The 622-nt window shown below is 64.8% G+C and carries 1 protein-coding gene; it reads right to left on the reverse strand.

What is annotated here, in order from left to right; genetic code table 11:
* The coding region (locus tag ACU8YC_RS25555) for a glycosyltransferase (protein WP_446896040.1) at positions 1-622 on the reverse strand (622 nt) is incomplete at both ends.

Genomic DNA, 622 nt, shown 5'->3' on the forward strand with positions numbered 1-622 from the left:
TGTTGCTGGCGATCACCGGCAGGTTGTTGGCGCAGCCTTCGACGGCCACCAGGCCGAACGGCTCGGCCCACAGCGACGGCACCACCAGTACATCGATGCTCTGCATGAACTCGTCGCTGTCGCAGTAGCCGAGGAAGCTGACCTTGCTCGGGTCGGCCATGGCCTTGAGTTTGCTCTCATAGTCCAGCTTGCCGCGCCCGGCGATATCCAGCCGTGCATCGATCTCCAATCGCTGGAACTGCTCGATCAGCCAGCCCACGCCCTTGTTCTCCGAAAGCGTGCCGATGTAGCCGAAGCGCAGCGGATGGCTGTTGCGCAGTTTGGGCTTGCTGTTCTGCCCGGTAGTGACGGGCGTGCGGTTGTGCACCACGTGCTGGCGCGCGCGGCTGAAGTAGCCCTGGGCGGTGATGCGCTCGAGCACGAAGCGGCTGACTCCGATCACCGTCGCCACCTGCGCCGAGGCGCGGGCATGGCCGAGGCGGAATACCGAGCACAGGCCGCATTGGCGCTGGCAGCTCTTGCCGTGGTTGAACATGGTGTCCTTGGGGCAGAGCAGGTAGAGGTCGTGCAGTACCTGGACGATCGGCAGGCCCGCGGCGGTGATTTCGTCCCAGGCGGAAAT

It is taken from the genome of Citrobacter sp. VF227, from assembly GCF_052950715.1.